Raw genomic sequence first — 23,736 nt, forward strand, 5'->3', positions numbered from 1 at the left:
CAGTACGCCGGGGGTCTGCCACAGACGGTAGGGTGAACTAGCCTATTCTAGGGTAGAGAAGAAAACCAAAGCCCATCTCTGGGGTGAGCGATGTCTCTTCTAGCTGCTGTTTCCACGGGATCCCTGCTTCTGGATCGCTCCGGGTGGGGCCGTTTGCGCATGAAGGGATCCCCAGGCTTGGACTATCTGCACAACCAAAGCACCCAAAATCTGAAGGCCCTCCAGCCAGGGCAGGGGGCCGACACGGTTTTCGTGACCCCCACTGCTGGCATCCTGGATCTGGCCACGGTGTACGCGGGAGAAGAAGACTGCTGGATCTGGACTTCGCCCCAGCGGCGCAGCCTGCTGATGCAGAGTTTGGGGCGTATGCTGCCTTTGGTGCGGGGAGCAGAGTTGAAAGATGAGACGGACCAGACCTTTGGTTTTGGGTTGCTCGGCCCCCAGAGTCAGGCTCTCCTGGAGCAAGTGGTGAGCTCAGAAGAGATTCCGACCAGGCTCAATGAGCACTGCGCCGTGGAGATCCAGGGGATCCCTGTCCATCTGGCTTGTGGCACGGGTCTTGCCCAGCCGGGGTTTACCCTCTGGGGCACCATTGACCAGAAAGTCGCTCTTGAAGAATGCTTGCTCCAAGCCGGAGCCAAGCTGGCCCCACCTGAGCTGTGGGAAGTCCTCCGCCTAGAAGCGGGTCGCCCCGCCGCCGACCGAGAGCTGACCTCAGACTACAACCCCCTAGAAGCCGGCCTGTGGCGAGCTGTTTCCCTTGACAAAGGTTGCTACGTTGGCCAGGAAGTCTTGGCCAAGCAGGTAACCTACCGGCGCATTCGGCAAACTTTGTGGGGGATCCGCCTCCAAGGAGAAGCTCATCCTGGCACAGAGATTTTGCGGCAGGGGGAAAAGATTGGGCTGCTGACCAGTGCAGGCCTAACTTCGCAAGAGTACCTGGGATTGGGATACGTGCGCACCAAATTCGATCCTGCCGAGGGGCTGGAAGTTGAAGTCGGCTCAGCGCCGGGAGTCCTGACCCGAATGCCGTTTTTGAGTTTCCCGCCTATTGTCTAGGATTGTTTTTGCGGCAGAGACCTCCCCTCTCCCGCTTCAAGGGAGAAACGCGGGCAAAGGATCCAGAACTTATAGGTCAAAGTGGCGGCGAAAGCGGGGATCCCGTCGATCCTTTTTGCGTCGGTTGCAGGTTTTGCACAACGTTTGCAGATTGCTGATATCGTTACTGCCCCCTTGGGCAATGGGAAGGATGTGATCAATCTGAAGCTGTACCTCTGGGGACGATTTTCCGCAACCGCGGCAGCGGAAGCCATCTCTTTGGAAGACATACTCCCGCACAGATGCTGGGATGAAGATGCGCTGACTCGTTCTTGTTTCCATCATGGCCGACCAAACCTAAGTGGCTCGCAAGTCATCTAAGGGAGAAGAGACAACATCAATGGGAACGCGATCTTGATCTGGGGTTTCGGAAACCAAAGTTTGATCTTCAGGGATAAACTCTAGGCAAATTTTAATCGATATTTGTCCAGAAACCCATCCTCGACCGGGTCGCAATAGTCGAGAACTTATCCCGCTTATTAGGCTTATTATATCAGTACTAATTTTCTTAGACTCAAGGTATTTGTTTATTGAATCTCTGTTGCTTAGGAGAAAAGAGACGATCACTTCATGCAAAGTGTTTGGGAGATAAACCTGGTCACCAACTTGAACAACAGTCTGTGTATCAGCAGATTTGAAAAGCATTGGCTCAGCCATGGTACGAACTCCGCTCTAACCAGTTCATTTTATGAGCTTACATCTTCCCGAATGTCATCCAAAAGAGATCCACTGCCTCCTGATCTGGAGGGCTGTCGAGCTCGCTAAAGCAATCTTGAGCTTGTTCAGAAAGATTATCTGGCACTTGATCAACCTCCTGGTGCATTTTTCCAGTTAAGTTATTCCTCACCTCCGCGAAGGTCATCCAGAGGGGATCCGCTGCCGCCCTCTGAGACTGTATCCTCTGGCTCAAACTCTACAGTGATCCGCAATCTGACTCTGCCTTTTTCCCAATCTTTCTTGCCCGGCACCAAGAGCTGACAAGCAAGTCCCTGCCCAAACCACTTCGCTTCTTGCAACAATTTTTCTTCTGGCTTGGGAGCAAGAAGGCTACTGGCAATGTTGAGCAAGTCTTCCGGCGGCAGGAGCCCTGAGGATCTCAAGGCCGCAATGAACAAGCGATGCAGCTCTTCTTTCTTGGTCAAGTCCTCTTGGGCTGCTTTGACCAAGTTAGCAACCTTGAAAGCTTTCTCCCCTACGGAGAGGATCCCTTCTGGGTGCTGCTGTAGAGGTATCGATTTGGATCCCATGACTTTATCTGGATCAAGTGAAAGGCCAAAAACAAAGACAAGCCGCTCTATCTCAAATCATCGAGAATGCTATCCAACTCTGGAAAACTCTCGTCTATGGGTGTAGAACGACCAAGAGCGACTGCTTCGCTTGCATTGCTGTCACCTACTTGCTGTTCAGGAAGACTTGCCAAAATTTGAACTGACTCACCAACAGAGGAAGGTTCAGGACGAGTAATCAAGGGCAGCATCTCACGATTGAGGCCCAAAGCTTGCAAGCAGAGGTTGATCCCAGAAACAGCTTGGTTATACTTGTCTATGCTTGCCTCCAGTTCTTTTAGCCGCTGTTGGTTAAGCGCAATTTTTTCTTCGGCCTCTTTTCTGAGAGCTGCTTCCATGAACTGCTTTGCTTCTGGGTACTTTTGTAAAATCTCGTCGGCTACTTGCTTGGCAACCGGCAATAGCTGAGTTTTTAGAGTATTGTTGGTCTCTTGTCGGAAGCTAGAACGCACTGTCTGGCTAATTTTCGGCTCAAAGTCAAGCTTGAGTAATTGTCGGATTCCAGGCTCTGCGTCGCGAATAGCAGAGATGTCATAAGATTGGCTGGTTTGCTTTAGGACTTCTCGAAACTGGTAGATCGAGAATGTTCCTTCGTCGTAGAAGCGGGGACTTTCTCTGAGGTAGCGGTCGCACTCTTTTCGGGCACCATTGACAAGAGAACTCAAAGTTACCTCCTTAACCAAAAGAAGCTTTTTCTCCAAGTCCCCATCGGATCCCAGTAGGCGAAACAACTGCCTGTAGTAGCTCGAGCTGCGAACTTCATCAACAAGGCGACGAAAGAAGTTCTCTACAAGCGTGCTGGCTGATTCTACCAGGATGTCTTCTAGATGGTTGGATAAATAGTAAAAGGCTTCGACCAATACAGCTAAGAATGGAGCTGTGGAGTTGCGGGGACGAATGCGAACGGCTTGACTGTAAACATTGTCCAACGAAAAAGTATCCAAAAGCTCATCTAGCCTCCGTACCATCCTAGCCTGCAATTTACGGAAATCGTTCTCAAATTCTTTGTTTTCTCCGTTAATAACTTTATTGACTACTGTCTGGATATGCTCGTCAAACTCTCGGCCAATACTGGCTAGCTGCTGATTGATCAGCGTCAGCTCATAGGAAATCATGCTGTCAATCTCTTTGGGCTGGCTATCAATGTCTCGGTAGAGATCTAGATAGGACTTCCTCATCTCGATGCAGAGAGGTTGCAAATCATCAGCCAGCGCAGAAAATAGCTGTGGTCGCTTTTCTTCCGTTAAATAACGAGTGATCCCAGCCCGAAAGTCTTCAATACCGCTATCTTTAATCATATACTCAATCAAAGGTTTTCCCCACTCCCTCAGAATCCGAACGTAGTTATTTATGGGTGTGTCGTACCCATGTACAGAAGGGCGGAACGGGGATCCAACTAGCCTACCCGACGTGCAGTACTTATTAAACTCGCTGACAAACTGGGGCGTTTCTTCCTCACCACCCAATTCTTTGATGCTTTCTGAAAAGATTGTATCCAGTCCAAATCGATCCTCAGGGGTAGTTGTCTTGATCTGGGAACCATAGAAGCCAAGAAGGCCGCTCGTCTTGAATATGCGGAGCTGACGAAATTGCTGGTCGATAATGTTTTCCAGTCTCTGCTTTAGTTGTGCGTTGTACCAAGTCTCGTCAATCCGGTTAAATACATAGAAGACCCGATCCCTGATGCTATCATTACTTTGAATATGCTCAATAAGCTCTGTCTCTTCCTTGGTCAGCTCACCCGTTGCAGCACACTTGAGAACGCAAACAACTGCGGACGTATCCGGATCGGCAATTTTTCGATAAGTACGCTCTGCATCCGCTTTGACTGGAGCATCGATCCCAGGAGTATCGACAATAACGTTTCCATCTTCCAGCAAGGGGTGGTGGCAACAGTATTCCACCTTTCGCAAAACTGCGCTATTGGCGCCGCGCCGGGCAAAACCCGCAGCTTCTCTTAGGTTGCCGAAGTTGAGCTGCTCCATTGAGAAAACTTTGTTCTCGGTAGGGTGAATTTTGTCCCGGTTCTGCTGGAAACCTGTAATCAACAAGCGAAGTGCATCCGCCTGCTTCGCCCGCTCTGACTTGCTTTTGCCTCCCTCCTGCTGAATAATAGCCTCAGCACGCTCCTTCAGGGGGTTCAGTGCAGTGTCTTCCAGCCTGCTGAGTGACGGAGCCAAGTTTAGGAAAGCGCAGAAGGCGGTCATCTGTTCTTGCACTTCCTGCTCGCTAAGAAAAGTGAGCACTACCCTCTCCGCATTTGGCTCTGCGTAGGCGATGTAGCACTCTGTCCCTGTGGCGTGCCCTTCGGCGCTGTAGAGAAGCTCTCTTTCTAAGAGGGCATTGATTAGCATAGACTTGCCAGCACTGAAAGCACCGGCAAAGACAATCTCGAAGGTTGGAGAAATAGCTTTGCTGAGGGAAGCTTGAATCCGAGTGGTATCTTGCTTGCCTGAAAAAGTGGAATCCTGATGCCAGAGTTGCAGGATAGCTTCAACCTGCTCTTTCAAGTTCTCACACTGAGGCAGGAGCTTTACAGACATAAGAGAGCAATCTCCACAGAGGCTGCTGGGATTATAACTTGCCTATACTTGAGGTGAGGATTCCTACAGCAATTTTCTTCAGTGCTGGAGCTGTTCGAGATTTCGACCTAAGTCTAAGTCCAGATACCTACCTGAGCTCTTGAGTGAGAGCAAGGTTCTTTGTTGGCCAATACCGGGAAACTTCGCTGCCATCGTGACCCTCTCCGCCAGCATCCTAGATCTGGCAACGACGTATATGGATCCCAAGCCGGAGCGGAGCTGGCCCTGACAGAATTTTTGGGAATCTCTGTGCCCAGAAGCTGGTCATCCCGCCACCGAGCAAGAGCTGGCTCCAGACTACAGACTCCAAAAGGCAGTCTTGTGGCAGGCTGCTTCCCTTGGCAAAAGTTGCTGTATTGGCCAGGAAGTCTTGGCCAAGGGAGTGATGTATGGACACCCTGTGGGGGATCCGTCCTGGCGCAGAGGTTTTGCGGCAGGGGGAAAGGATTGGTCTGCTGGCCGGTGCTGGCTTGACTTCGTGGGGGTGCCTGGGATTGTGAGCCAAGAAAGAAATTCTTAAAAAGCTTTCGCCAGACGCAAAACCGCATTTAGGATTGGCTTCTAGGGTTCGTTAGCGAGTAACCTGCACCCTCGTTTTCAGAATCATCTGCTACCGAACCCGCTGCGTCTTGTCAGCCCAACCGATTTCTTCAGTGCAGGCTGCTTGAACCGTTGGCTTAATGTTCTGCCTTCAACTGCGATGGACTCTTCGATCTCTCAATCCCAACCTTCTTCCCGGCGGGATCCCGTGCCTTCGGGCAAGCTTTCCCGGCGCATGGGGCAAGCCCTACTGGGGTTAGCATTGGCCACTTGGCTGTTAATGGGGTTGGGCAGTGCCACCCGCGTCATGAATGCTGGGCTGTCTTGTCCAGATTGGCCCCTTTGCTACGGGGCAATTGTGCCCAGCCAGCAGATGAACCTGCAAGTCTTTTTGGAATGGTTTCACCGCATGGTGGCTTCTGGGGTAGGCTTGGCTACCTTGGTTCTAATGGGGTTTGCTTGGCTGAAGCGTCAGGCATTGCCTGCGTGGCTGCCCTGGGGTTTGAGTTTGGCTTTTGCCCTGGTCTTGGTGCAAGGGATCCTGGGTGGGCTGACGGTCACGGAGCTGCTGCGCTTTGATATTGTGACGGCCCACTTGGGCACGGGCCTGCTGTTTTTTGCCACTTTGCTCACCCTGGGATTACTGATCTGGACAAGAGCCGGTTCTAAGGACTCCATCCTGCCGCTGCGACTGGGTGAAGGGCCATTTTCCGTCGGCTACTTGCCTTGGCTGGGCTTGGGGGCGGTGCTGCTGGTGTATGTCCAGAGCCTTCTGGGCGCCTTGGTGGCCTCCCAATGGGCTTTGCATCAATGCTTTGCTGCCGGCGAGCTGTGCTGGGTGATGAATAGCCACTTGCTGGGGGTTGCTCCGGCCACCCTTGGGGTGTTGGCGGTAGCGGTGGCCACCGGGCTGCGGCGCAAGCGGATCCCCCGCCTTCTCAAGTTCTTGGGCCATGGGTCTGTTGGCCTGCTGCTGGTTCAGGTGGGGATCGGCGTTTTGACCTACCGTTACCGGCTGCAGGTGGAGCCTCTGACGGTGGCCCATCAGATGGTGGGGGCAGCTTTGCTGGCCTGTTTGCTGGCTTTTACGGTGCTGGCCTGGCAAATGCGAAGCCGAGGGGAAGAAGGCCGGTGGATGGCCGTAACCGCAGAAATGACCGGTGAGTGAATTTCCATGCAAAATAGCGTTTTAACTGACCGTCTGGCTTCCTACCAGGAGCCAATAGGGGGGATCCCTGCCGAGCAGAGCCCATGTGCTCTGGGGTGCGAGCGCCAGGCGCTTGTCCAGGTTTTGCGCAGCTACAGCCAGTTGGTGAAGCCCAAGATCATCGCCCTCTTGCTGATGACGACGGCTGGGGCCATGTGGATGGCAGGCAACACCGACCCGTTCAGGTTTTTCATCACCCTTTTGGGGGGAGGAATGGCGGCGGCGGCAGCCAACGTCATCAACATGGTGTATGACACCGATATCGATCGGATGATGGAGCGAACCCGCCATCGTCCCCTGCCTTCCGGTCGAATCCGGGCGCGGGATGCTCTGATTTTTTCGGGGATCCTGGCTTTGGCTGCCTTTGGGTTGTTGGCTATTTTCACCAACCTGCTGGCTGCCGGTTTGGCCATGGTGGGGATCCTGGTGTACGTGGGGGTCTACACCCACTGGCTGAAGCGCTCCAGCACGCAGAACATCGTCATCGGTGGAGCGGCAGGAGCCATCCCACCTTTGGTGGGCTGGGCAGCAACCACAGGCGAGCTCAGCTGGGCCGCGTGGGTGATGTTCGCCATCATCTTTTTGTGGACTCCACCCCACTTCTGGGCTTTGGCCATTCTGAAGCGGGAAGACTATGCCCGTGCCGGGGTGCCGATGCTGCCGGTGGTAGCGGGCGAAAGACTCACTGCCGCACAGATTTTGCTCTACGCGCTGCTGATGGTTCCGGTCAGCCTGTTGCTGGTTTACCCCTTAGGGATGCTGGGATCCTTTTATCTGAGCGCGGCGGCGCTGCTGGGATCCCTCTTGGTTTGGAAGGCGGTGCAGTTGCTGCAGGATCCCTGCGACCGAGATCGGGCGGCCTCGCTCTTCACGTTTGCCAACCTGTATCTGCTGCTGTTGTGCGGGGCCATGGGTCTGGATAGGTGGTCGTTAACCCACATCCTCTGGAGCCAGGCCACTGCGTCCCTCCAAGGGATTTACACCACCCTCATAGCGCTGGCCAGCTGACTTGCGCGAATGGGGGATCCCTGGGTTGATAACCCCCGTTGGCCAGCCGGTTTTTCCTCAAAATTGCGGCCCATTCTCAGAGAGTGACACTCCATACCGTGCAGGGTAGAATGAGCTAATCATTAGCCAAGCAAGACACACCCGGCCATGACCAATGAGGAAATTGAGACGCGGTTTGTCCAGTTGGCCGAAGCTGTGACCAGGGTGGCCAATACAGTTGCCCAGGTTACCGATGCTCAGCTTGCCTTGCAGACCCTTTCAGGGCGTCTCGCCGAAGTCGTCCTGGAGTTAAGGCAGGAAGTGCGAGAATTGCGGCAGCGGCAGGCCGAGTCGGATCAACGCTTTGAGGTTCTCCTTCAGGAAATCCGCTTCTTAATCCGCCGTCAGGGAGAGGGGCAAGCGTGAGTTGGGAAATCGCCTGGTGGAAGCCCCTGAGATAGGTCAGGATCCTCTCCGTGGAAAGGGTGAAAACAGCGGAGGATCCCTTGCTGCCTAAGGTTTGCTCCCAAGCAGAATACTTTCATTATTTCAAACAGCAATGAAACGGCTTGCTGCGTCGATCCCTAACTCCCCTCTCCCAGGGGGAGAGAAGCCGGAGGTGAGGGAAGGCCGCCTTACAGGAGAGGAGTTGGGGGTAGATTTTGCCGAGCCTTTGTGGACACTTAAGAAGCCCAGAAGCCTTGCTGGATAGGACTGTCTGGGCTTGGGGAGATGTTGCTGAACCGTTTCGCAACGCATAGTCACTTATCTCACCGTCAAGGTGAAACAAACAACCGCTTGCTTCCTGCTAAGGCCTCCGGCCCGCTAGCGCAAGCAGTAGAAATAGATGGTAATAGAAGCCACGACTGCTATCGGTCCTCTGGGGATGGAGCTTAGCGGACTTGAACCGCTGACCCCTTCAATGCCATTGAAGTGCTCTACCAACTGAGCTAAAGCCCCAATCACTTGGCTTCGAGCCAGAATCCCGCTCAAGGATCCTACCCTCTACTCCAGCTTACACTGGCAACCTGCAGAAGATGCCTCAGCGGTAAAAAACGCTGGAACCTGATCGTAAATAAGTGGAGGATCCTTGTCAATAGCTTGGATGGCTCAACCGAGATGAGGAGTTTGCTTGGTTCTCAGCCTTTTGGTGTCAGACGTTGCGAGAAGCCCGCAGGGTGGTAGAACGGAGTCAGTGGCAATTGAGGGGCCTGTGACACAAGAAACTCTGCTTAACCGCACTTTGGCAGCTTCTTTGCTGGTCGTCTGCCTTATCGCGGCCATTGTCGGGGGCACGCGCCCTGCCCCAGAGTCTACCCGAGGCGGGGTCGGTCTAGAGGCCGCACGGGGGGCGGATCGCATCGAGGTGGTCACCCTGGAAGGAGCGATAGGCAGCCCACGTGGCTCGGCTTTGGTGAGTTTGCCCACTTCCCCTTTGGATCAGTTGCGGGAGGCAGCACGGGATCCCTCTGTCAAGGCTGTATTGCTGCGCATCAACAGTCCCGGCGGAGCTGTGGGATCCAGCCAGGAACTCTACCGTGCTGTAACTGCTCTGCACGAGGCGGACAAGCCGGTGATCGCTATCCTAGAAAACATTGCTGCCAGTGGGGGGTACTACGTGGCCAGCGCTGCCGACAAAATCTATGCCAACCCTGGCACCCTGACCGGCAGCATAGGGGTTATCATCAGCGGCCTCAGCTTTGGTAAGTTGCTGGAGAACTACGGCATAGAGCCGCAGACCTTCAAAACCGGCGAGTACAAAGACCTTCTCTCTCCTTTCCGCAGTGCCACTCCTCAAGAGCAGCGCCTTCTGCAAAACTTGGTGGAGGATACCCTCGAGCAGTTCATTCGCGATGTGGCCCAAGGACGCCAGCACTTGCCAGAAAAGGCAGATGAGGTGCTGGAGGCGGAGATGATCGCGCGGCGGCAGAGCTTGGATGAAGCCCGGGTGCGACAGTTGGCCGATGGGCGCATCTTCACCGGGGCACAGGCTGTGGAGGTGGGCTTGGTGGATGCTTTGGGGGGGTACACGGAGGCGGTGGAGGATCTGCGGCGCATGACCGGGGATCCCTCTTTGTCACCGGCGGGTGAGGGAGAGAGTTTCCAACGAGTCCTGCGACGACTGTTAAGCCAGGGATTGTCCTCGCAAAGACAAGCCGCTTGGCTGGGCCGGCTGTTGGAGAGCAACGAGGCTGTTGGGATCCCAGACGTGCCGTTGCTGTGGATGGCGCCCGAGTGGACTTTGCGCTAAACCTAAATCTAATCAGGACGGGTTTTGGGTGTGGGGGGTGAACGGTGAATCGAGAACCGGTCGCGCCGGCGGCGCAGGGCACTTTGAGAGCGGCTGCTCCGGGGGTGCAGGGGAATGGATCCCAGAGGGCAAATCCCTCGGCGGAGCTGGATTGCGCGATTGACCTGGAGCTGTTGACCAGTCGGGCTTGGGTGGAAATTGACGCGGCCCAGTTGCGGGAAAATCTGCGGCTATTGCAGGCTCGCCTGTCGCCGGATACGGAGATCTGGGCGGTGGTGAAGGCCAATGCCTACGGGCATGGAGCACAGTTGGTGGCTCCCGTGGCTGTTGCGGCTGGTGCCAAGGGGCTGTGTGTGGCCACCCTGGCCGAAGGGATCGAGTTGCGGCAAACGGGGCTGCAGGCTCCGGTTCTGGTGTTGGGAGCTTTGAATACCTGGGCAGAACTACAGCAGGCCATGGCAGCCCGGTTGGAGGTCAGCCTCACCTGTGCAGAGCAAATCCCGCTGATGTGTCAGGTAGCCCGTTGGGCCGGGCGACCCATCCCGGTGCATGTCAACGTGGATACGGGTATGACCCGTTTGGGGATCCCCTGGAAGGAAGCAGCAGCCGTGTGGGGGCAGATTTGTCGGATCCCGGAGCTGGAGGGCTGTAGCTTGTTTTCCCATCTGGCGACGGCGGACGAGCCCCATTCTCCGGTCATGGAACAGCAGCACGCCCGCTTTGCCCAGGTGGTGGAACAGATCCGTCAAGCCGGGGATCCCTTGCCGGCGCTGCATCTGGACAACTCAGCCGCCGCTCTGGCCCATCTCCACTACTCCCGTGTGCGCCTGGGACTGGCCCTCTATGGCTTGTCGCCTGCCCCCCACTTGCAACTGCCGGGTCTGCAGCCGATTCTGCGACTCAAGGCGCGGCTGACCCACATCCAAACTGTGCCTGCCCAGACCGGAGTGAGCTATGGACATCGCTACATCACCTCTCGCCCCAGTCGCATTGCCACTCTGGCCATCGGCTATGCGGATGGGATCCCACGGCGGCTTTCCGGCTGGCTGCGAGGATGGGTGCGCGGCGGCCTGATCCAACAGGTGGGCACGATCACGATGGATCAGTGCATGTGGGATGTAACCGAGAGGCCGGATATCCAGGTGGGGGATGTGGTGGAACTGCTGGGCCCGAATCTGGTGAATGTGGGTTTATCCGTGCAGGATTGGGCCGATCAGTTGGGTACTATTCCCTATGAGTTGCTGTGTGGGCTTTCTGCCCGTCTGCCAAGAGTGTTGGTTAATTCTCTGGGTTTTGATGATGCCTGACACGACAGATTGGATTGCCTCAAGCACGGATAGGAGCGGGCCAGAGGCTGTTCGCGTCAGCAGCAGGGGATTTGGCTTGACTTGTCAACAGAGAATAGAGCAGCATCGAAGGTAATCGAGAGCACTCCTGCTCCCTGAAAGACAGGGGCTTGGCGGCGGGTTCGATTCACATCAGGAGGTAGCGATGGCGGAGGAACATAAGCCTCTGAAGGGCCTGGAAAATCAAATGGAACGGGCTGTTCTGGAGATGGTCAACGACATCCTGCTGATGGAGAGTCAGCAGCGCTACTGCTTCTGTGAGAAATTCTGTAACGATGCTGCCGCCCTGGCCTTGAACAACCTCAAACCTCGCTACGCCACCAGTTTTCACGGCTCTCTCCACACTTTGGAAGCCATTCAAGCGGATCAGGAGTTGCAGAGGCTGATCCGATTGGAGGTGGTGAAGGCCATGGAAAAGGTGGCGGCCAATCCCCGTTGCCCGGAGCCTGAATGTCCTTTGCTGCTGCGCGACGCCGAGACGATAGAGTTAGAACTGGCCCCTAGCGACAATTGAAGGAATGGCTCTGATGGAGCTGCGCTCCGCTGGCGCGAACGTTTCCCCTTCGCCGGTGGCCTTTCTTGGCCCTGCTGGAACCTACACAGAGTTGGCAGCTTTGCTGGCCTGCCCTGAGCAGCCTCACCTGCACAGCCAGGGATCCCATCCCTTGGTGCCCTACCCAACGATCAGCGCCTGTTTAGAAGCGGTAGCTGTCGGCCAGCAACAATGGGCGGTGGTGCCGGTGGAAAACTCCGTAGAGGGCGGGGTTTCGATGACCTTGGATGCCCTGTGGCAACTGGAGGGGCTAGGGATCCGACAGGCGCTGATCCTGCCCATTCGCCATGCCCTCATCGGACGTGCCTCCCAGTTGGAGCACATTGAGCAGGTCTATTCCCACCCGCAAGCGTTGGCCCAATGTCAGGCTTGGCTGAGATCCCATCTGCCCCAGGCCACTTTGATCCCAACCCGCTCGACCACCGAAGAATTGGACCGCCTGCAGGAGCAGCCCAACGCCGCCGTCATCGCCTCAGAACGAGCTGCCACCCTCTACCAACTGCCGGTCTTGGCCTGCCCGATCAACGATCACCCCGATAATTGCACCCGCTTTTGGGTCATTGGCCGTGCGCCACTTTCCCGTTTGGGTCAGCAGGATGGAGCCCTGGCCAATCCTGCTTCTCCGGGGGGATCCCATACTTCCTTGGCCTTCAGCCTGCCCCACAATGTGCCGGGAGCACTGCTGAAACCTCTGCAAGTGTTTGCGGAGCGAGGTTTAAACATGTCCCGTATTGAGTCGCGCCCCACCAAAAAATCGGCAGGGACTTATGTCTTTTTTGTCGATCTGGAGAATCCTGTTGGCCAGCCCTATCTGGATGCCGAGGTGATTGCGGCGCTGGAATCGATTGCCGAAACCTTGAAGCTCTTTGGCAGCTACCCTGTGCATGACCTCTGCAAACAAGGTGCTCTATCCCAAACAGCAGGATCCCTGTCCCCTGAGGGGAAAGCGCGTCCAACGTAGACACGCCTTTCAAACCGTTGCATTATCTGGGTTCTAAGGCCCGAAAGTTGGGAGTGACATTAGTTTGAAGAGGGATCCCTGCTGGGGTGCTTGAGATCGGTCAAATCGTTGAGGCGGCGCAGGATCCCCCATCCCTGTAGGGCTTCCAGCAGGGCTTCCCGCACGACGGCTACCGTTTCTTGGTCGAGGGCCAACCGCAGATAATCCACCGCCAGCCGGGTTTGCTCGGGATCCAAGTGAGACATTAAACTCTGCAAGCGGCGAACGCCCGCCAGCCGTCTGAAGGGATCGGGAGAGGCAACGTCGCTGAGATCGCGCTCCAATTGAGAACGTTGCCGCTCTTGTCGGCGGCTGAGCCACTCCCCAAACAGCAGCGACAACAAGGCTAGGGTGGCCAATCCCTGTAAAATGGCGCCGGTGGCCAGCCAACGCTGGTTGGATTCCGCCCAGATGGAGACAAGGGTGTAGGTGCCGAAGGTGGCGGCTGCTCCCGAACCAATTGCCAGCAAAAGCGAGCGATCCGCCTGACGAAACCAAGCTCGCCACTCCCGCCAGCGGCGGTTGAACTCAGGGCTGCGCATCCCCTGTAGCCCCAACATCACCAAGGTACCCACCCCCAAAGAAAGAGCCAGCCGCCCGTTCCAGAAGGCCAGCCCCGCCAATGCCAAGCCCGACAGGGCCAGAACCCGCCATTGCGGCCCTGCTAGGATCCACAGAGCAACTTGGGATCCCGTCTCCACTGCCCCACGCCCCACCCGCTGCAGATACTCTGACCAGGATCCCTGGCCGGAAGAAGGGCGACCCGATTGATGTTTCACCGATGGCAACTCCCAAAACTCGGCCCTATCTGGCCCTTTGCAAGGCGGCAAGATAGGTCAACGTTCTCTAAATTATGCTCTTATGCTTTGCCGGTGGAGTCGAGATAGGCTTTCCACCCTTGGGCTTGCAACTGATCGTTTTTCTCCTGCACCGCCTGTTTTAGGCTTTCCCGATAGGCGATCACTCGCCGGAGCAGGTCGGGATCTCCACTGGCCAGGATCTGCACCGCCAGCAGACCCGCATTGTAGCCGTTGCCAATGGCCACCGTGGCCACCGGGATCCCTTTGGGCATTTGCACAATCGAGTATAAGGAGTCGATCCCCTGCAGGGATGGGCTGAGCACCGGCACCCCGATCACCGGCAGAGGGGTGAGGGACGCCACCATCCCCGGCAAATGGGCTGCTCCCCCTGCCCCGGCAATAATGACGCGGATCCCTTGGGTATGGGCGCGGCGGGCAAACTCTACCATGGCCTCGGGGGTGCGGTGGGCGCTGAGGATCTGCATCTGGTAAGGGATCCCGAATGCTTCGCACACCTGGGCGGCGGGTGCAAGGGTGGGCAGATCGGAATCGCTGCCCATTACGATGGCAACGAGGGGGGAAGGTTCCATAGGCTGCTGGCCCGGCGTAGCCGATCCATCATCGCATAGCCCAACCCCGTCAAGATGGGCGGGGGTTCTGCCAACAGGAGTGTGGCATCTCCCTCATCCAGGCGGCGCAAGCTGGCAAAGAGGGCGCGGGCGGCTGCCTTGAGATCCGAACCCAAACACTCCAAACTGAACGTGATCCCCGGCCAATGGCAGGAGAGGGTGTTCAGCAGAGCCTGGGAATCCGCGGCAAAACTGAGGATGCCTAGGTGAGAATGACCGGTCGCCAGATGCCGCACCTGTTGCCAATCGCCGGGCTGAAGCTGGGCAAAAGGGGTGGGCAAAAGCCAGAGGGGCTTACTGGGAGCGTAGTGGCTGCTCAGCCGTCCTGGCGCTTCCGGCGGGCCCGTTTTGCCGTCCTCAGAGGCCCGGATGGGCAGTTTCAGGTGAGCTTCTAGGGCTTCCAGCGGGATCCCTCCTGGGCGCAGCAGCGTCGGGATCCCCTCGGGGCTGAGCTTCAGCACGGTGGATTCTAGGCCCACGGCACACTCTCCCCCGTCCAAGATGTAGGGGATCCGCCCTCCCAGCTCTGCATAGACGGCCTGGGCCGAGGTGGGGCTGATGCGGCCAAAGCGATTGGCACTGGGGGCAGCCAGAGGGGTTTGCACCGCCTGCAGCAAAGCTTGAGCCACCGGGTGAGCAGGCACCCGCAGGGCAACAGTAGGCAACCCGCTGCTCACCAGATCCGGCACGGTGGGACACTTGGGCAGCACCAAGGTTAGGGGCCCCGGCCAGAAGGTGTCGATCAGGGATCCCAGCAGAGCACGGGCGGTGGGAGTAAAAGCCGACACATCCACCAGCCACCCCTGCAGCTGCTCTAGGGTCACCCCAGCCGGCAGATGCAGGATCAGGGGATCGAAGCGGGGGCGCTCCTTGGCGGCAAAAATGTTTGCCACTGCCTGCTCATCCAAGCCATTGCCCGCCAGGCCGTAAACCGTCTCCGTGGGGATGGCCACCAACTGGCCCTGCAGCAAGGCCGCCGCCGCTACGGCAATGTGCTCAGGAGTGGGCGAAAGAATTTCCGTCTGCATCCATAACTCGGATTTGGGGTGGGGCTAGGGATCCCGTTCTGCAATCCATTTTCGCGCCTGGTAGAGGGCGATGTTGATTTGATCCCCAAACAGCAGCGCCAAGGAAGTGAGCCAAACCCAGAGCAGCAGCACAATAACTGCCCCCACCGCCCCGTAGACTTGGTTGAACTGCCCAAAGTGCTCCACGTAAATCCGCAGCCCCCAAGACACCCCAACCCACAGTAGGCTGGCCACGATGGCCCCCGGCCAAATCGGGATTTGGGGTCGGCGCAGGCTGGGGCCAAATCGATACAGCACCCAGCAGGAGAAGACGACCAGCCCCAAGGAAATTGGCCAAGTGAGGATCCCCCACAAGTTCAACCCCAGCTCTCGCAGGGGATCCAACTGAGTCGGCCCGCCAACCTCCTGGGCTAAGGATCTCGCTTTCATGGCCAAGAAGCGCAAAAAGCTGGCACTGAACAAAAAGATCAAGCTGGCCAGTCCGGTCAACCCCAGGGTGGCGAGCATCCAAACCAGCGAGATCAGCTTGCGTCTCCAGAAGGGACGGCGCCTATCTTGAGGGATCTCATGGCTGAGATCCAAAGCTGTCATCACCGCCCCCATGGCTCCAGAAGCAGCCCACAGGGTGCCCAAAAAGCTGAGGGACAACAGCCCCCGTTCGCGTCAGCGGTGCGGAGCACTTTTTTGCCCGAAGCGGAGCTCGCGCACATACCGATCCAAAAGCGTCAGGGCCTCTTGGGGAGCAATTTGGCTCAACTGCTCCATCAAGCGCTCGAAGGCTTGCTCAGAGGAGCCGACAAACAGCCCAACCCCGGTCAGGAGCGTGAGGATGAAGGGGAACAGCGCCAACATCGAGCTATAGGCCATTTCAGAGGCCAGGCCAATCGCGTAAGCGGGACGGAGTCCTTACAGCCGGTAGCGCATCGCGTTTTCCCAGGCCAACCGCAGGGTTAGCCAGACCAACTCTCGCCGGGAACGCCGTCCTGACGACGCGAACGGGATCCCCAGCGCCCACAGCCGCTCAACCAGTCGCTCCAGCAGCCTCATGGTTCAGCACTTCAGCCCACCGGGGTAGGTACTGGGAAAAATCCTGTTTTTTGACAAACCGAAAAGGCCCGGATAGGGATCCCCAGATCACTTGATCGGTCTCCGGATCCCGACCTTGATCCAAGCTGTGAAAGTAGTCGGCTCCGATCTCAAACTCGCTGTACAAATAGGTGGTTCTGCCTTTGCGTTCAACAACACAGCCTTTGCCGGGCAGGCTGCGGCCCCGATAGCAGGATCCCGTCCATTCTACCTGGGTGATACAGCCGGGCAAGAGTTCCAGCTCCGCTGCTGTCAGACCGGCCAATTTCCCCTTCGCGTAAGCGTTGCATAGCAACAACTCTCGACCGGCGCACCTGTAGGAGTCAGGAGCCGTCAAAGCATAGTTTTGAATCCGGATCCCATCTGGAGTATCGAAGAGGTGGATCACCCGCTGCCGGTAGGGCTGCTCAGGATAAATGTCGTACAGTTGCTCCACGTAAAACCCCACCCCCTGGAACACCGACCAAGGCAAGGGACATTGGTACACATGAATGTTGGCAAACCAGACGGGCTCTGCGAGCGCCTGCTGCAGGTTGTTGAAGTGCCCTGCCATCCAGGTGGCCAGTTGGGCCAGTTGGGGGGAAACAGACATAGGTTCAGATAGATTCAATAGAGACTGAGAAGATTCTGTTTGAGCACTCCTGATCCTGCAGACTTTGCCCAATTGTCGAGGACTCCGTCGCGATGGCGCGCTCCATGACCCACTTTACAAAATTACCCAAGCTGCTGTTCTCGGGCTCAGTGGGCCATCCAAAGCGGAGTAGCCGGCGTTTTTTGCAGGGGAGCGGTCGACACCCCAAGAAAGCTTGTATCCTAGAAGGTACAACGCACAGACAGCGGTGAGTTGGGCGGGTTTCCAGGTTTCCCAATGTTGATTTGGATCCCATGAGTGCGCTTCTCTCCCCGGCAACCGATTTGCTGGACGAGTTGCGGCAGCTTTTCCCCTTTGAGCTGGACGACTTTCAGATCCGAGCCATTCAGGTTCTGGCTGCTGGGGAATCGGTGGTGGTTTGTGCTCCCACGGGATCCGGCAAGACCCTGATTGGAGAATATGCGATCTATCGAGCCTTATCCCAGGGCAAGCGGGTTTTCTATACAACGCCCCTAAAGGCCCTCTCCAACCAAAAGTTCCGGGATTTTGGCCAGCAATTTGGCCCGGAACGGGTTGGCCTGCTCACCGGCGACATTTCCATCAACCGGGATGCACCGGTCTTGGTGATGACCACCGAGATCTTCCGCAACATGCTCTACGGCACACCGATATCCTTGGCAGTGCAAAGGTATGCCTACGGCGAACGCGATGACGGCACAGAATTCTCAGAGGGCGAGGTGGATCCCTTGCGGGATGTGCAGGCGGTGATCTTGGACGAATGCCATTACATGAACGACCAGCAGCGGGGCACCGTCTGGGAAGAAGCGATCATCTACTGCCCCCCCACGATCCAGCTCATTGCCCTTTCTGCCACCTTGGCCAACAGCGACCAGCTCACCGATTGGATGAACCAGGTGCATGGCCCCACCCATCTGATCGACTCCAACCATCGACCTGTACCGCTGCAATTTCACTTTGCCAATCACAAAGGGCTATTTCCGCTGCTGGAACAAACGGAGTCGGGGCAGTGGGTTCGCAACCGCCGCTTGAAAAGCAAACGGCCCAACTCCCACGAGCCCTCCTGGGCAGGAGTGCCGGACATAGCGCAGGTGTTGGAAAACTTGCGCCAGCGGGACATGCTGCCGGCCATCTATTTCATCTTCAGTCGCAAAGGCTGCGACATGGCCGTGGCCAGTGTAAGGGATCTGGACCTGATAGCCAGCGAGGAAGAGCGGCAGCAGTTGGCTGAGCAGATCGACCGCTTTTGTCGAGAAACGCCCGAAGCTGTCCGCCGAGATCAGTTGGATGCCCTTTACCGGGGCATTGCCGCTCACCATGCCGGTATGTTGCCTGCCTGGAAGGGGCTGGTGGAGCATCTGTTTCAGCAGGGATTGGTGAAGCTGGTCTTCGCCACCGAGACTTTGGCCGCCGGGATCAACATGCCTGCGCGAACCACGGTGATCTCTTCCCTTTCCAAGCGCACCGACACGGGCCACCGCCTCTTGACCGCTTCTGAGTTTATGCAAATGTCGGGCCGAGCCGGACGGCGGGGCAAGGACATCATCGGCCATGTGGTGACGGTGCAATCCCCGTTTGAGGGGGCCCAAGAAGCTGCACGGCTGGCCACCTCTGGAGCGGATCCCTTGGTGAGCCAGTTTACCCCCACCTATGGCATGGTGCTGAACCTGCTGCAAAAGCACTCTTTGGAAGCAGCACGGGATCTGATCAACCGCAGCTTTGGACAATATTTGCTCTCGTTGCAAAAGTTGCCCGCACAACAGGAAATCCAACACACGCGGGCCGAGCTACAAGAGATCGATCGCATCCTGGCAAACGTTTCCGACGAAGACATTGCCCGCTATGAGAAAATGCAGGCGCAACGGCGGGAAGAACGGCGCATTTTGCGCTACTTGCTCAAACAACGGGAAGCCGAGCCGGATCCCACCTTGCGGCTGTTGGCCTTTCCCCACATTCATGCCCAAGAGGAAAAAATCCGTGCCCTAGAAGCTCAAATCCGAGAGAATCCCGCTCACCAAGTGGGGAAAAAATTGCTGGGTTTGCGAGAAAAACGCCAGCGCTTGCTCAAGCGCCTCGAGCACCTGGAGCGGCAAAGCGATTCCGTGCAGGAGTTGCGCTGGCAGCAATTTATGGCCTTGGTGGGGGTGTTGCAGGATTTCAACTGTCTGCAAGAGTATCAACCTACCGATAGCGGAGAGGTGGTGGCTGCGCTGCGGGGGGATAACGAGCTCTGGCTGGCGCTGGCTCTGCTCTCGGGTGAGTGTCAGGGCTGTGCTCCTCATCATTTGGCCGGAGTTGTGGCTGCCTTGGTCTCAGAGGCTCCCCGTTCAGGTACCTACAGCCGGCTGCGCACCTCGGGGCTGGTGGAGGATGTGCTGCACGGATTGCGGGGTTTACGGCGGCAGCTGTTCCGCAGCCAACGGCAACACCAGGTGTTTCATGTGCCGATCGGGTTTGAGCCCAGCTTGGCTGGGATCGTCGAACATTGGGCGCAAGGGATCCCTTGGGAAACCCTAGAAGCCAGCACCAACCTAGATGCCGGAGACTTGGTGCGCCTGATCCGCCGCACGCTGGATTTGCTTTCTCAGATCCCTTATGTACCCCATCTGCCGGCAGAGTTACGGGAAAATGCCCGTCAAGCCCAAAAAATGCTGGATCGCTTCCCGGTGAGCGAGTTGATCTAGCGAGCTCAGACCGTTTGCTGTTCAGTGAGGTTGCAGCTCTATGATGCCCGCCGGTGAACCCACCCTCAGGGATGTGTTGAGTGTTATTGAAGAGATCCGGCAAGATGTGGAAGAGATCCGACAGGATGTGGAAGGACTCCGGCAGGATGTCTCCAGAACCAACGAGCGGCTAGAAGCCCTGGCAGCCGATCAAGCAAAGCGCTGGGCCGAGCAGGAAAGACGTTGGGCTGAGCAGGAGAGACGTTGGGCCGAGCAGGGGATAGAAAACCGGGTGATCCTAGAACGAATTGACACCTATCAAAAGGCTAGCGCCCAAGTGGTTAACCTGGCTTTTGCCTTGATTGGAGCTGCCACCGTAGCTCTTGTCGGCATCGTCCTACGGTTGGCCGTTAGTCTATAGTCAGCTGGTTCGGCAAAAACTTCGGCAGGCAGGATGGCCTTGCTTCTCTATTCGGCAACTGGTACGGCTTGTCCTTGAGTTTGGCATTCCGAATGGCCATCTCTGATAGGGCCATGTCCCACCCCGTCTGTTATATCCCCTATTGTGTCCCACTTTAGCCTGGATTACAGTGGGTTTCCCCGGTCTATCGTGGACACTAAAAAGCCCAGAAGCCTTGCTGGGTAAGAGCTTTCTGGACTTCAGTGGACGTTATCGGATTACGGAGAGAGTGGGATTCGAACCCACGGTGAGTTGCCCCACACAGCATTTCCAGTGCTGCGCCTTCGACCACTCGGCCATCTCTCCAGATTGAGAATAGGGGCGACTTTCCAGGAGGGCTAAAAAGTCAGCTTTGTGATCCTAGCAAAGGATGGAAGCTATCAACGGGATCCTTTGGGATCCCCAGGCCGAAACATTTGCAGCAACACTTGCCGGCGAGAGCACCGCCAGTAATCAACATGGGATCCGATCAACCCCGTCTCATTGATCTGCATCTCTGTCCAGCCGGGGATGCACAGGCGGGGACGCCAAGGCAAAGCCAAAGAACCGCTTAGGATCCACTCGGCGCGGATCTGGCTGCCGGTTTGTCGAATATCCTGCAGCTCGAGACGGATATCCTCTATCCAACGCCCTATCCCCTCGATCATGCGGCGATAGCGATCCAAGCCGCGAAACTCGTTGAGGGGATCCCGGAAGTAAACCTGGGGATCGTAAATCGAATAAGTTTGATTTTTGGGAAAGCGAGCATAATCTGCCCGCAAGATGGTCACCAGATCAGGCGGGGCTGGGGAAGAAAGGCTCATAGCTTGGCCACGACAGAAAGAGACACCGTTTCCCCAGGGGCGGGGCAACACAACTGGATGGATTGGGACGTGGCGGCATTCAAGGCTGCCAGCTTTTCTCGAAACTCCTGCAGGCTGCCCAAGGGGCGGATCTGGGCGGCAAACCAGCCGTGGTAGTCCACCTCTCCCATCGCGGTTGGGATCACCTGCTGGGGGCACAGGGCTGCCACCACCTCTAGAGACCGCTCCGGCCCCATGATCACCTCTCCCAAGAGGGGGAAAATTTGCCCCACCACCGGAATCAGTAGGGTATGGATGGAGCCAAACTCCTGCTGCAGCCGCGGGCGGACATCCGGCTGGGACAGATGAGGCTCGTAGTAAAGCCGTGTCTGAGAGGGCACCTCTTCCAGCAGATAGCCCAGCTCACGGACAGGCCCTAGGGGCGCACCGGGAATGGCTGTGACCCGCAGATCCCCCCAGCGAACAGACTGCCAGGGATCCAGAGCCTGAACCGTTGCAAATCCTAGACTCTTCACTACTCTGGCCGCAGCCGGCGAAGCCAAAACGGGGATCCGCTTATCCAGGCGCTGCAACGTTGGTGGGTGGCAGTGATCCGGCTGGGCTTGGCTGAGGAGGATCCCGTCGATTTTGGGCAAGGTCTCCGGCGTAAAAGGGAGCGGCTGGCGGTGCTCCAGGCGGATGAACCAGGGGATCCCCAGAAACACCAGGGGATCCACCAGCCACGGATCCAATAGGAAGGTTTGCTCCCGGGTGTGGATGAGCCAACTGTTGAGGTCGATGCGGGTCAGTTTCATGAGTTGAAAGTAAGGTTATTGGCCGGTAATGGAGAGATCGGCAACCCAAATGCGGGGACACAGCCCACCGGGTGTGACTTGCGGCTCGGGTTCGACGTAGAAAATCGACTTCAACAGCTCCAGGAAGTCTCCGGCCACCGTGGCCGCTTCGATGCTGATGCGTTCTCCTTGGCGTACCCACCACCCCTGAAACGGCAGGGAGAAGGATCCCTGGAGAGGCTTAACGCCGGCATGGAGAGCTTGCAGCTCATCAATCCAAACCACATTTTCAGCCGTAGCCAAGTCATAGGTGCTCTCCGGCGGTGCCCCGGCAAACACATGGTAGTAGTGGGCAGCAACCGTGACCTTAGCACCGATATTGGCGTGGCCTGTGGGCTGGGCTCCTAGGCGCTTGGCTGTACCGGCGCTGTGCAAAAAGTGGGTCAAGACTCCATTGGTGATGAGGGGGACGCGGCGAGTGGGGGTGCCTTCGCCATCAAAGCTGATCGCTCCCACATTGGTCGGGTGTAGAGCATCATCACACACCGATAGGAGAGGCGAGGCAATGGTCTTGCCCAGGGATTCTGGGGTGGACAGGCTTTGGTTGTCCAAAATGTTTTGAGCATTGAACACATTGGAGAAGGCGCTCAACAAACTCAAAAAGGCTTCTCCGGAAAAGACCACTGTGTATTTTCCAGAGGGGATCCGCTCGTACTCCAGATGGCTCATCAATTTCTCAGCAGCTTCCTGCACACAACCCTGGATATCCAACTCATCCAGGCTGCGGGCCACTCGCATGGCTCCGGCACTGCGGGGTTTGCGGCCCTCTTGCTCTGCCTTGCTGTAGAGAAAAACCGAAGCAAGGGTATGCTCCTCTTGTCGCAGGGCTTGGTGGCTGTTGAGGTAGAAGCGGTTGATCTGCCGCTGCGCTAGGCCGTTATAGGGCACCCCCTGAATGGCGGGATGGGATCCCAGCAGTGCCTTTTCAGCAGCCACCAACTGTTCCAACAAGTCGCCAGCCAAAGCCAACGGCCCTTTGTCGTTACAAGGCTGAGCAATAGGCAGAGTGGCTTCTGGGCTGAATTGAGGGGCATGTTCCCGCACGCCAAAATGGCTGGCTTCAAAGGCCGTTTGCAGGGCCAGTTCCAGCCCCGCCTCATCCACATCGGTGGTGGAAGTTACTCCCACCTGCCCTTGGTCGTTCCAGGCCCGCACCGTCACGCTGCAGCGGTGGGAAGCCTTGACCTGGCGAGGTTCCCCATGATCTACCTGCACGCTGGTTTCATCCACTTGAGCCCCGTAGAGATCAAACTGAGGGATCCCCAGCCGCCGGGCACAGCTTTGTGTCTGTTCTGCCAACACCTCGACTTGCACCATTGCCACTCCCCAAGTTCCTGTTGCCATCCAGCGCCTCTAGTAAACTACCCGCACTCATGCTGACGCAGAGCGCTCCGCACCGCTAAAGCGAAAGAGTGCAGGCTTTCGGTAGCCCTGTAGTTGGCAAGCCAACCACGGACCTCTAGGCTGGTTTACAGCAGCCCCAAGTTTGGCAATCATGTTGGCCCCATTCCAGTCCGCATCCCCTTCCCATCCACAGTGCCCACACTTAAACTGCTTCCCACTGCGATAGGATTGCGCAGGGTCGGGATGGATGTGCAAACACTTGTGACAGGTCTGCGAGGTATAAGCAGGCGGAACAAGGATCAGAGAAACCCCTGCAACTCTCGCCTTGTATTCCAGAAACTGCCTCAGTTGGTAGAACGCCCAACTGTTGGCCCTGCGCCGCTCGGCTTTGCTGCGGGGTTGTTGGTTGATACGCTCCCGTATCCCTGTCAAGTCCTCTAAAGCAATAGCGCTATTTGTGGCCTTTGCCCTAGAAACAATAGCTTTAGAGATGCGATGATTGACCCACGTTTTTGCTACGCAACGCTGACGCGACTGAAAGCGTCTCTCCTTACCAGACAGCCGTTGCAACAGTTCTCTGCATCTGCGCCGCGAACTGCGTGTGCCCTTACTGGCTTTGCGTTGGAGTAC

23 protein-coding genes, 2 tRNA genes and 1 pseudogene are annotated in these 23,736 nt (G+C 56.9%); 10 read left to right on the forward strand and 16 right to left on the reverse strand.

Going from position 1 to position 23,736, the window contains the following annotated elements:
* Positions 1 to 90: 90 nt before the first annotated feature.
* Positions 91 to 1,059: a YgfZ/GcvT domain-containing protein gene (locus NW816_RS08670; protein ID WP_414408882.1), complete on the forward strand. Its 969-nt coding sequence runs from the start codon at positions 91 to 93 to the stop codon at positions 1,057 to 1,059.
* A gap of 69 nt (positions 1,060 to 1,128) precedes the next feature.
* On the opposite strand, the gene NW816_RS08675 is transcribed toward NW816_RS08670, so the two are convergent.
* From NW816_RS08675 to NW816_RS08690, 4 genes are all read right to left on the reverse strand, one after another.
* Positions 1,129 to 1,383: an HNH endonuclease gene (locus NW816_RS08675; RefSeq protein ID WP_414408883.1), complete on the reverse strand. Its 255-nt coding sequence runs from the start codon at positions 1,381 to 1,383 to the stop codon at positions 1,129 to 1,131.
* Positions 1,384 to 1,395: 12 nt separating this feature from the next.
* Positions 1,396 to 1,755 (reverse strand): KGK domain-containing protein, encoded by a 360-nt coding sequence (locus NW816_RS08680; protein ID WP_414408884.1) that lies wholly within the window; start codon positions 1,753 to 1,755, stop codon positions 1,396 to 1,398.
* A 179-nt stretch (positions 1,756 to 1,934) separates the two neighbouring features.
* Positions 1,935 to 2,345 (reverse strand): KGK domain-containing protein, encoded by a 411-nt coding sequence (locus NW816_RS08685; RefSeq protein WP_414408885.1) that lies wholly within the window; start codon positions 2,343 to 2,345, stop codon positions 1,935 to 1,937.
* 47 nt (positions 2,346 to 2,392) lie between these two features.
* Positions 2,393 to 4,894 carry a dynamin family protein gene (locus NW816_RS08690; protein ID WP_414408886.1) on the reverse strand — a complete coding sequence of 834 codons (2,502 nt, stop codon included), beginning with the start codon at positions 4,892 to 4,894 and terminating at the stop codon, positions 2,393 to 2,395.
* A gap of 772 nt (positions 4,895 to 5,666) precedes the next feature.
* Here NW816_RS08690 and NW816_RS08695 point away from each other — a divergent pair.
* From NW816_RS08695 to NW816_RS08705, 3 genes are all read left to right on the forward strand, one after another.
* Positions 5,667 to 6,674 carry a COX15/CtaA family protein gene (locus NW816_RS08695; RefSeq protein ID WP_414408887.1) on the forward strand — a complete coding sequence of 336 codons (1,008 nt, stop codon included), beginning with the start codon at positions 5,667 to 5,669 and terminating at the stop codon, positions 6,672 to 6,674.
* A 54-nt stretch (positions 6,675 to 6,728) separates the two neighbouring features.
* Positions 6,729 to 7,721: a heme o synthase gene (locus NW816_RS08700; RefSeq protein ID WP_414408900.1), complete on the forward strand. Its 993-nt coding sequence runs from the start codon at positions 6,729 to 6,731 to the stop codon at positions 7,719 to 7,721.
* Positions 7,722 to 7,868: 147 nt separating this feature from the next.
* A complete protein-coding gene (locus NW816_RS08705; protein ID WP_414330173.1) occupies positions 7,869 to 8,126 on the forward strand; it encodes a hypothetical protein in 258 nt (85 codons plus the stop codon).
* A 461-nt stretch (positions 8,127 to 8,587) separates the two neighbouring features.
* Here NW816_RS08705 and NW816_RS08710 read toward each other — a convergent pair.
* A tRNA-Ala gene (locus NW816_RS08710) sits at positions 8,588 to 8,660 on the reverse strand.
* A gap of 253 nt (positions 8,661 to 8,913) precedes the next feature.
* Here NW816_RS08710 and sppA point away from each other — a divergent pair.
* From sppA to pheA, 4 genes are all read left to right on the forward strand, one after another.
* A complete protein-coding gene (gene sppA / locus NW816_RS08715) occupies positions 8,914 to 9,951 on the forward strand; it encodes a signal peptide peptidase SppA (RefSeq protein WP_414408888.1) in 1,038 nt (345 codons plus the stop codon).
* 44 nt (positions 9,952 to 9,995) lie between these two features.
* Complete coding sequence (gene alr / locus NW816_RS08720; protein WP_414408889.1) at positions 9,996 to 11,258, forward strand: alanine racemase; 1,263 nt, start codon at positions 9,996 to 9,998, stop codon at positions 11,256 to 11,258.
* Positions 11,259 to 11,442: 184 nt separating this feature from the next.
* Positions 11,443 to 11,811: a late competence development ComFB family protein gene (locus tag NW816_RS08725; RefSeq protein WP_414358139.1), complete on the forward strand. Its 369-nt coding sequence runs from the start codon at positions 11,443 to 11,445 to the stop codon at positions 11,809 to 11,811.
* Positions 11,812 to 11,824: 13 nt separating this feature from the next.
* Complete coding sequence (gene pheA, locus NW816_RS08730; RefSeq protein ID WP_414408890.1) at positions 11,825 to 12,811, forward strand: prephenate dehydratase; 987 nt, start codon at positions 11,825 to 11,827, stop codon at positions 12,809 to 12,811.
* A gap of 59 nt (positions 12,812 to 12,870) precedes the next feature.
* On the opposite strand, the gene NW816_RS08735 is transcribed toward pheA, so the two are convergent.
* From NW816_RS08735 to NW816_RS08760, 6 genes and pseudogenes are all read right to left on the reverse strand, one after another.
* Entirely contained in the window at positions 12,871 to 13,629 is a 759-nt protein-coding gene (locus NW816_RS08735) for a hypothetical protein (RefSeq protein WP_414375404.1), read from the reverse strand.
* An 80-nt stretch (positions 13,630 to 13,709) separates the two neighbouring features.
* On the reverse strand, positions 13,710 to 14,240 hold the full coding sequence (gene purE, locus NW816_RS08740) for a 5-(carboxyamino)imidazole ribonucleotide mutase (protein WP_414358129.1): 531 nt from the start codon (positions 14,238 to 14,240) through the stop codon (positions 13,710 to 13,712).
* Positions 14,210 to 15,307 (reverse strand): L-threonylcarbamoyladenylate synthase, encoded by a 1,098-nt coding sequence (locus tag NW816_RS08745; protein ID WP_414408891.1) that lies wholly within the window; start codon positions 15,305 to 15,307, stop codon positions 14,210 to 14,212. Before NW816_RS08745 ends, purE begins: the two co-directional genes overlap by 31 nt.
* Positions 15,308 to 15,331: 24 nt before the next feature.
* Positions 15,332 to 16,174: pseudogene (locus NW816_RS08750) on the reverse strand (YihY/virulence factor BrkB family protein).
* Between the two features lie 39 nt (positions 16,175 to 16,213).
* Positions 16,214 to 16,354: a hypothetical protein gene (locus NW816_RS08755; protein WP_414408892.1), complete on the reverse strand. Its 141-nt coding sequence runs from the start codon at positions 16,352 to 16,354 to the stop codon at positions 16,214 to 16,216.
* Positions 16,329 to 16,985, reverse strand: coding sequence for a chromophore lyase CpcT/CpeT (locus NW816_RS08760; RefSeq protein ID WP_414358122.1), 657 nt, complete (start codon positions 16,983 to 16,985; stop codon positions 16,329 to 16,331). The genes NW816_RS08755 and NW816_RS08760 overlap by 26 nt, the downstream gene beginning before the upstream one ends.
* Positions 16,986 to 17,278: 293 nt before the next feature.
* Between NW816_RS08760 and NW816_RS08765 the strand changes: the two genes are divergently transcribed.
* Entirely contained in the window at positions 17,279 to 19,687 is a 2,409-nt protein-coding gene (locus tag NW816_RS08765; RefSeq protein ID WP_414408893.1) for a DEAD/DEAH box helicase, read from the forward strand.
* A gap of 40 nt (positions 19,688 to 19,727) precedes the next feature.
* Positions 19,728 to 20,087, forward strand: a complete 360-nt coding sequence (locus tag NW816_RS08770; protein ID WP_414331067.1) for a hypothetical protein — start codon at positions 19,728 to 19,730, stop codon at positions 20,085 to 20,087.
* A 260-nt stretch (positions 20,088 to 20,347) separates the two neighbouring features.
* Here NW816_RS08770 and NW816_RS08775 read toward each other — a convergent pair.
* From NW816_RS08775 to NW816_RS08795, 5 genes are all read right to left on the reverse strand, one after another.
* Positions 20,348 to 20,432 (reverse strand) — tRNA-Ser (locus NW816_RS08775).
* Between the two features lie 74 nt (positions 20,433 to 20,506).
* A complete protein-coding gene (locus NW816_RS08780; RefSeq protein WP_414408894.1) occupies positions 20,507 to 20,929 on the reverse strand; it encodes a DUF2358 domain-containing protein in 423 nt (140 codons plus the stop codon).
* Positions 20,926 to 21,723, reverse strand: coding sequence for an MBL fold metallo-hydrolase (locus tag NW816_RS08785; protein WP_414408895.1), 798 nt, complete (start codon positions 21,721 to 21,723; stop codon positions 20,926 to 20,928). The genes NW816_RS08780 and NW816_RS08785 overlap by 4 nt, the downstream gene beginning before the upstream one ends.
* A gap of 15 nt (positions 21,724 to 21,738) precedes the next feature.
* The gene (locus NW816_RS08790) at positions 21,739 to 23,079 is read right to left on the reverse strand and encodes a TldD/PmbA family protein (protein WP_414408896.1); all 1,341 of its coding nucleotides are present in this window, start codon (positions 23,077 to 23,079) and stop codon (positions 21,739 to 21,741) included.
* A 54-nt stretch (positions 23,080 to 23,133) separates the two neighbouring features.
* A partial coding sequence (locus NW816_RS08795; RefSeq protein ID WP_414408897.1) for an RNA-guided endonuclease InsQ/TnpB family protein occupies positions 23,134 to 23,736 on the reverse strand: 603 nt, incomplete at its 5' end.

The sequence above is a fragment of the Synechococcus sp. W55.1 genome, from assembly GCF_047461655.1.
Classification (GTDB): Bacteria; Cyanobacteriota; Cyanobacteriia; order Thermostichales; family Thermostichaceae; genus Thermostichus.